Source organism: Gammaproteobacteria bacterium, assembly GCA_028817255.1.
Taxonomy (GTDB): Bacteria; Pseudomonadota; Gammaproteobacteria; order Porifericomitales; family Porifericomitaceae; genus Porifericomes; species Porifericomes azotivorans.
This window is the reverse complement of sequence record JAPPQA010000121.1, coordinates 1-5,683: the sequence shown is the minus strand read 5'-3', so window position 1 is coordinate 5,683 and position 5,683 is coordinate 1. Positions and strand designations below refer to the sequence as shown.

Genomic DNA, 5,683 nt, shown 5'->3' with positions numbered 1-5,683 from the left:
ATTCCCCGCCTGCCAAGCCGCGGAACATGAAGGGAGCCTCGCTCGCAACGGACTTGGCGCCACGGACGGGCAGGCGCCCTTGCAGGCGCCGCTATTCCCGGTTTCGCCGCGGTTCCGGCGCGCGTTTCGCCAGACATTCGCGGCGGTTTTGGTAGCGAAAGCCAGTCAAAGGGCCGGCGACGCCCCTGCCCAGGGCGGCCACTTGAAAACGAGTCCCCATTTCCCCAGGCAGCAGGAGTTGGCGCGCCTGCCGGGTCCATTCCGCAGCGGGCGGCTCCGGGCCCGGTCGGGCGTCCAGGCCGCAACCGAGCAGGAACCAAGCTTGGTCGGCATAACCATAGAGGTCCAGACCGCATGCCTTTCCGGCCTCGGCCAGCAGGGTGAAGTCCACGGAGGCGGTGATGTCCTGCAATCCCGGCCATAGCAAGGGATCGTCATGGAAGCGGTGCCGATAGTGGCAGAGCAGCGTGCCCATGGAACGTTGCGGGTGCAGGTATTCGGCGCGCGGGTAGCCGTAATCCATGCACAGCAAGATACCGCTTTGCAGGGGACGGACGGCGGTGCGGAGCCAGCGGTGGAGGCCGCAATTCAATTCGGTGACATAGCCCGCGGCAAGGTTCCGCCTCCCGCATATTCGCTCGATGTGCCGCCGCAACGAGGGATTGGGCACGGCTTCCTGCCAGGCCAGCTTGCCGTCGCGCCAGACTACCCGCAATTCTCTCCAGCCGTCGCGCCGTAGCCGCACCCGGTGCACAGGCAATGCGTCCAATACCTCGTTGGCCAGGATCAGCCCCTGAAATGGCTCTGCCGGCGGCGCTTGCAGCCATTCGATCCGGGACCGGCAGGCCGGCGGCAGGCGCCTTCGCGCCCGCTGCGCCTGGCGCCGGCGCAGGCTCGCGCTGCGCTCGCGGATCAGGTATCTGGACGGCAGGCAGCCGAGTTGCCGCAACTCGGACAACAAGTCGCAGGCCAAGGCGCCGCTGCCGGCGCCCAGTTCCAGGATCGCGCCCGCCGGCAACTGTGCCAGCACCTCGGCGCATTGGCGGGCGAGGCAGCGGGCAAACAGCGGGCCTAGCTCCGGGGCGGTGATAAAGTCTCCCCGGGGGCCGAATGGTTCTTGGTCGGAGTCGTAATAACCCAGGCCGGGCGCGTACAGGGCCCGCTCCATGAAGCGGGCGAAACCGATGCTGCCCCGGCAGGCGATTTCCTCGCGCAGCCGCCCCAGCAGCAGCCGGCTCCGCTGGCGGCTGGCCGGACGCGGAGCCGGCAGTTCCGCGCCGCCAGGCCGCGTAGAGTTCGTGTAGTCCATGGCCGTTTATCCTGGATCGGCGATGCCTTAGCATAGCAAGTCGTCATGGGAACGTTGTTGCTATTGGCATGAGCGCCGGGGCATGAGCGCCGGCGTGGCATTGGTCACTGGCGGTGCGCGCCGCATCGGCAAGGCCGTGGCGGAAGAGTTGCACCGCTCCGGTTTCGATACGGTCGTTCACTACCGTCGTTCCCGCCGGGAGGCGGGGGCGGTGGTCGCCCGGTTGAACGAGGAGCGTCCGGGTTCGGCTCTCGCCGTCGGGGCAGATCTGAGCCGGCCGGAGGAGGTGCAGCGGCTGGCGTCGCGGGCGCTTGCGTTCCGGGGGCGGCTGGATGTTTTAGTGAACAATGCCTCCCTCTATCAATGTACGCCGCTGGCGGAGATCGGCGCGCGGGACTGGGATGCATTCGTAGCGGTGCACCTGCAGGCGCCGCTGGCGCTGGCCTGCCAGACGGCATCTGCCCTGCGGCTGGCGCGGGGGTGCATCGTCAACCTGCTGGATCTCTATGCCTACAAGCCGCTGCCCGGGCATGCGCTGTACTGCGTTACCAAGGCCGGCATGGCCATGCTGACCCGCTGCCTGGCGGCGGAACTCGCTCCGGAGGTACGGGTCAATGCGGTGGCGCCGGGAGCCATCCTGTGGCCGGAAGGGGACGCGGACCGGCAAAGGCAACAGGAGATTCTGGCCGGTATTCCGTTGCGGCGCACGGGAGAGCCGCGGGATGTCGCGGCCGCCGTACGCTACCTGATCGAGGAGGCCCGCTACACCACCGGGGAAGTGCTTTATCTGGATGGAGGACGCAGGCTGCGTACCTGAGCGGGATTTCCCTGCGCCCGCTTCAGAATTCGGGCAGAGAGCCGTCCAGGTACCACTGTTTCTCTTCTTCCTCGTACCACCAGCTCTGGGTGTCGGTAATCGTGCGCAATCTTAGTTTGTCCGCATGGTAGTAGTCGATCTCGGCCGTGGCGGTGGCCGCGTTTCCTTCGGGGTCGATCACGATCTCCTTGATCCGGTATTGCGAGACGCGAATCTTTCGGAGGCCGTCAGGCAGGGGTTTCGGTTGCGCGTCTCTCGCCTCGGGTTCGCGGGCCAACAGGCGGCTTGCCGCCTGCCGAAATTCTCCCCAGCGCAGATCGTTGCCGTAGCCGCGTATCGCGGTAAACATTTGCTCGCCGCGCTCCTTGTTTTCGGATCGCTGGCATCCGGCCAGAATCAGCGCGGCCAGCAGCAGTGTCGCCGTTGCCCATCGTGTGTGCATTGCTGTTTCCTCCTCCGCGGGGTGCGCCCGAGTCGCTTTTTTCCCGGCAAGCCGCTGCCCAGTATAAACGGGGCATAAACGGGCATCCATACGCCGTAGAGGTCATGGCCGTTCTTTCTGTTGCCAGGAGTGCCGCATGGTTCCGAATTGATGCAATACGCTTTTGGCCGCGGCGCTATTCCAACGCCAGCGCCACCGGTTGCAGGGAATGCCGCCGCTGGTCAAAGCGGCGCCATAACTCCCGGAAGGTATGGCCGTCCAGAGGATGATGTCTGTCGCCGGCAATCTCCGCCAGCGGCCGCAAAACGAAGGAATGGCGCAGGATGTCGGGCCGGGGCAGTTCCAGGCCGTGCCCTTTGTATGCGAGTTGCCCGTACAGCAATAAATCCAGGTCCAGGGTGCGGGACAGGAACTTTGTCGCATCGCGCCGGCGGCCGTGCATCTTCTCGATATCCCGCAGTTCCCGCGCCAGTTTCGGCGGCGGCAACCGGGTGTTCAGGCCGGCTACCAGGTTGTAGAAGGGGGCGCCCAGGAATCCCCAAGTGGAGCTTTCGTAGATGGGGGACAGAATGAGCGGTCCGAAGCGTTTTTTCAGTTCGGAGACGCCGCCGCGGATCGCGGCCTCCCGGTTGGCGTTGCTGCCGATGCCTACGTATGCCCTGGTCATGGCGCCCGCTGTTTCCGGCACCGCTCGATCGCCACACCCACGTCTTTCACCCCGCGCAAGGCCCACCGCTTGTTAACCCGCAGGCGCAGCCGGGGCACATCGAACTCGCTCAGGATCAACTCCGCTACGCCCTCGGCGAGCGTCTCCACCAGGCGAAACTGGCTTTCGGCCACAAAGGAGAGCACCTTCTTGGCAACGGCCTTGTAATCCAGGGTGTCGCGGATGTCGTCGGTTTGCGCCCCGGCGCCGACATCCACATTCAGATCGATGTCCAGGATTACGGTCTGCTTGACCCGGCGCTCCCACGGAAAGATGCCGATGACGGCATCCGCCCGCATTCCGCGCAGGTAGATCCAGTCCTTCCCGGGGGCGCCTCCCGGCTGCGTGCCGACTGGGGCGTCCGGGCTCATTTCCTGGGCGGCGGGCTTGACCCATGCGCCGCTCCCGTTTGCAATACGTTCATGATTGCCGGCATTTCTTTCGTTCTGGCCGCTTATTTGTGCGGATCGCTTACCTCCGCCATTCTGGTGAGCAGGATACTGCACCTGCCCGACCCCAGGGAAGAGGGTTCCCGTAATCCGGGCGCTTCCAACATGTTGCGTCTCCACGGCAAGAGGGCGGCCCTGCTGACGCTGGCAGGGGATGTGCTTAAGGGGATGCTGCCGACGCTGGCGGCGCGCCTCGCGCAGCAACCGGAGTCCGTGATCGGGCTGTGCGCCCTGGCCGCCTTTCTGGGGCACCTTTACCCCCTCTTTTTCGGTTTGCGGGGCGGTAAGGGAGTGGCGACCCTGGGGGGGGCGCTCGTCGGAATGCACTGGCCGCTGGGGCTGGTTTATTTCGGCGTCTGGCTGGTCGCCGCCGGGCTGTCCCGCTATGCTTCGCTGGCCGCCGTGGCCGCTGCCGCCGCCGTGCTCTTCGCCAGCGCCGCACTGGCCGCGGCACGGCCTTTCTTCGGCTACAACTTGCCGATGTGTTTGCTGCTGTTTTGGAGGCACCGGGAGAACATCCGCCGCTTGCTGGCGGGCAGGGAGGAGCGCATCCGGCTGAAGAAGACCTGAAGCGGGCGGTTCAGTCCGGTGCCGGGGCGGCGCCGACTTTGCGCAACGTCTCCAGCGGCCAGCGCGGCCGCACCTCGAATTCCAATTCTTCCCGCTGGCCGGTCAGCAGCCGCAGACAGCCCGCATACGCGATCATCGCCCCGTTGTCGGTGCAAAATTCCGGGCGCGGGAAATATGCCTCGGTCTGGCATTCGCCCGCCAGGTCTTGCAGGCGGGCGCGGAGTTCCCGGTTGGCGCACACGCCGCCGCCCGCCACCAGCCGCCGCAGTCCGGTTTGCCGCAAGGCCCGGCGACATTTTACGACCAGGGTATCTATCACCGCTTCCAGGACTCCTCGGGCCAGGTCCGCCCGTTCCTGGGGGGTGTCGCCGGCTTTCTCCGCATGACGCCGCACGCAGGTCTTCAGGCCGCTGAAGCTGAAGTCCAGGCCGGGGCGTCCGGTCATGGGGCGCGGGAACGCATAGCGGTCGGGGCGGCCGCGTTCGGCCAGTCGGGCGAGTGCGGCGCCGCCAGGGTATCCCAGCCCCAGAAGCCGCGCCGTCTTGTCCAGGACCTCGCCGGCGGCATCGTCCAGGGTTTCCCCCAGCAGGAGATAGTTGCCGGGACCTGCCACCTGCACCAGTTGCGTATGCCCTCCGGAGACCAGGAGCGCCAGGAAGGGGAATGCCGGCGCCGGGGCCTCCAGCATGGACGCCAGCAAGTGTCCCTCCATGTGATGTATGCCCAGGGCGGGTATCCCCAGCGCATAGGCCAGCGAGCGTCCCACCGTGGCGCCTGTCAGCAGTGCCCCTGCCAGTCCGGGGCCGGCGGTATATGCGATGCCGCCCAGCTGTTTCGGTTCGGTCCCGGTCTTTTCCAGCAACTGCCTCAACAGAGGCAAGATCCGGAGGATATGGTCCCGGGAAGCGAGCTCCGGAACTACGCCGCCGTAAATTGCGTGCAGTTCGGCCTGGCTGTGCATTGCGTGAGCCAACAGCCCGCGTTCCGAGTCGTAAATTGCCAGCCCCGTTTCGTCGCAGGAGGTCTCGATGCCGAGGACCGCGATGGCCTCGGCTGGTCCGTTTTTGCATTTTTGCGGCGCAACCACTAGAATCTCCGCTTCTCCGCGCTATCGCCTGCCGCTGTTGCGGGCAGAGCGCGGCTTAAACATTATCGGGAAGCATTATGCCTTCGATCAAGGTAAGAGAACACGAACCATTCGATGTCGCCTTGCGGCGCTTCAAGCGCTCCTGCGAGAAGATCGGCATCCTCTCTGAAATTCATCGCCGGGAGTACTACGAAAAGCCAACGCAGGCGCGCAAGCGCAAGGCTGCCGCGGCGGTGAAGCGGCACCTGAAAAAGATCGCCAAGACCGCCCTGCGGCCGATGCGCCGCGGTTATTCCCGCTGAA

8 protein-coding genes are annotated in these 5,683 nt (G+C 65.8%); 3 read left to right on the top strand and 5 right to left on the bottom strand.

Translation table 11 applies throughout. The annotated features are described in order from the left end of the window. Nucleotides 1-91: 91 nt before the first annotated feature. The gene (locus OXU43_05435) at nt 92-1,309 is read right to left on the bottom strand and encodes an SAM-dependent methyltransferase (GenBank protein MDD9824595.1); all 1,218 of its coding nucleotides are present in this window, start codon (nt 1,307-1,309) and stop codon (nt 92-94) included. 82 nt (nt 1,310-1,391) lie between these two features. Between OXU43_05435 and OXU43_05430 the strand changes: the two genes are divergently transcribed. Further along, complete coding sequence (locus OXU43_05430) at nt 1,392-2,126, top strand: pteridine reductase (GenBank protein ID MDD9824594.1); 735 nt, start codon at nt 1,392-1,394, stop codon at nt 2,124-2,126. 22 nt (nt 2,127-2,148) lie between these two features. On the opposite strand, the gene OXU43_05425 is transcribed toward OXU43_05430, so the two are convergent. From OXU43_05425 to folB, 3 genes are all read right to left on the bottom strand, one after another. After that, nucleotides 2,149-2,568 carry a hypothetical protein gene (locus tag OXU43_05425; protein ID MDD9824593.1) on the bottom strand — a complete coding sequence of 140 codons (420 nt, stop codon included), beginning with the start codon at nt 2,566-2,568 and terminating at the stop codon, nt 2,149-2,151. 175 nt (nt 2,569-2,743) lie between these two features. Then, a complete protein-coding gene (gene folK, locus OXU43_05420; GenBank protein ID MDD9824592.1) occupies nt 2,744-3,235 on the bottom strand; it encodes a 2-amino-4-hydroxy-6-hydroxymethyldihydropteridine diphosphokinase in 492 nt (163 codons plus the stop codon). Then, a complete protein-coding gene (gene folB / locus OXU43_05415; protein ID MDD9824591.1) occupies nt 3,232-3,645 on the bottom strand; it encodes a dihydroneopterin aldolase in 414 nt (137 codons plus the stop codon). Before folB ends, folK begins: the two co-directional genes overlap by 4 nt. A gap of 51 nt (nt 3,646-3,696) precedes the next feature. Between folB and plsY the strand changes: the two genes are divergently transcribed. Then, a complete protein-coding gene (gene plsY, locus OXU43_05410) occupies nt 3,697-4,293 on the top strand; it encodes a glycerol-3-phosphate 1-O-acyltransferase PlsY (protein MDD9824590.1) in 597 nt (198 codons plus the stop codon). A gap of 10 nt (nt 4,294-4,303) precedes the next feature. Here plsY and tsaD read toward each other — a convergent pair whose 3' ends face one another. Further along, the gene (tsaD, locus tag OXU43_05405) at nt 4,304-5,338 is read right to left on the bottom strand and encodes a tRNA (adenosine(37)-N6)-threonylcarbamoyltransferase complex transferase subunit TsaD (protein MDD9824589.1); all 1,035 of its coding nucleotides are present in this window, start codon (nt 5,336-5,338) and stop codon (nt 4,304-4,306) included. Nucleotides 5,339-5,457: 119 nt separating this feature from the next. Here tsaD and rpsU point away from each other — a divergent pair, with 119 nt between their 5' ends. Further along, the gene (gene rpsU / locus OXU43_05400) at nt 5,458-5,682 is read left to right on the top strand and encodes a 30S ribosomal protein S21 (protein ID MDD9824588.1); all 225 of its coding nucleotides are present in this window, start codon (nt 5,458-5,460) and stop codon (nt 5,680-5,682) included. Nucleotide 5,683 lies beyond the last annotated feature (1 nt).